Source organism: Rothia sp. HMSC062H08 (genome assembly GCF_001810775.1).
GTDB lineage: Bacteria > Actinomycetota > Actinomycetes > Actinomycetales > Micrococcaceae > Rothia.
On record NZ_KV802655.1, the window covers coordinates 1 to 1,310 of the forward strand.

At 48.9% G+C, this 1,310-nt stretch carries 1 protein-coding gene and 1 pseudogene; both read left to right on the forward strand.

Annotation, left to right across the window (positions count from 1 at the left end; genetic code table 11):
• The first annotated feature begins 16 nt into the window (after positions 1-16).
• Positions 17-727, forward strand: coding sequence for a DUF6318 family protein (locus HMPREF2765_RS01960; protein WP_070599605.1), 711 nt, complete (start codon positions 17-19; stop codon positions 725-727).
• Positions 728-731: 4 nt separating this feature from the next.
• Positions 732-1,310: pseudogene (locus HMPREF2765_RS09245) on the forward strand (hypothetical protein); the annotation flags it as partial.

The following is a 1,310-nucleotide window of genomic DNA, read 5'->3' on the forward strand; positions in this document are numbered from 1 at the left end:
TAGGAGCGTATCTTCTATGGATTCGACCATTTTCAACCGCCGTACCTTGCTGGGCGGCGGCGCACTTGCGGGCCTGGGGGCCCTGCTTGCGGCATGCGGCCAGCAGGCAAATAACGAGGCGGCAGCCACCGCAACTGCCGCACCAAGCGAATCGGCATCTACTTCTGCTGCGGCATCTGAATCTGCATCAGCTTCAGCAACCCCCTCTACTGTCCGAGGCTACTCGGGCGGCTCGAAGGCGCCTGATGGCGAGTACCGCCCTGCGGACGGCAAGGGCCCTGCTCAGAACGTGCCGAAGCCTAACGCCCCTGAAGAGGGCTATCGTGAGAAGTCTATTGAAGGTATCCGTAAGACGATGGATGCTTGGGTGAAATGGACTAATTACGGAATTCAAGTAGGCGATTTTACGGAATCCCGAAAATACATTTCCAGTAATTTTGAAAGTGAACTTAAGGGATATAAGAGCTTTGAGGACTTGTATAAGCGCGGCGGGTGGATTATTGATGGCATTGACAACTATGTTGCTGATGGAAATCCGTGGTCTGAGGATGGGGAAACCTATTTTTGGAAGGCATATCGCGAGTGGAATTATATAACTCTTGTGGAGCCTACCGGAGAATGGCACCGAAACCGAAATATCCAGAAGGATAATGACACCTGGAAATTTGAATTTAAGTACTCCGACTCTTCATGGAAAATTATCGGTTACGAACAGGTAGAAGACTAAAATAATGAACAAAATAATAAAATGCAGTGGGATTTTTTCTCTATCTTGCATTCTAGGATTTTGCGGTACCACTAACGTTGATGCATACGTTATTACTGCGCCTTGTTCTGACACATCAGCTAAAGTTTGCCAAATCGAAGTTGAAACAACTACTTCGCGAGGCAGTCAAGATGGTTACGATGAGAAAAATACAGGTGCAGATAATGCCAACCAGGAAATTCAGCAACAATATACTTATTCCACGGTAAATCAGGGAAACGGCGTAAAAGTTACCTACGCCAACGAAAATCCCAATATTATGTCATGCACAACCAAAGACGGAAGAATAGGAACATTCAAGTTCACAAATATGTCGCTTGAATCTGGCATTCCTGTAGATCACGGAAGTCCCCGAAGCCCTTCCTCTGCTAGTTGCATCCCGAACAATACCCGCACCTTCACCAGTGCCGACAGCCCAGGTCCCACCGGCCCGACCTACGAAGAAGTCATGGAGGAAATCCGCCACGCAGCAGAATCGCTAGAACCGGGTAAGCCGACCCTGCATCAGTCCTATAACAACCCCGCAGGCACTGGCCGAGCAGAA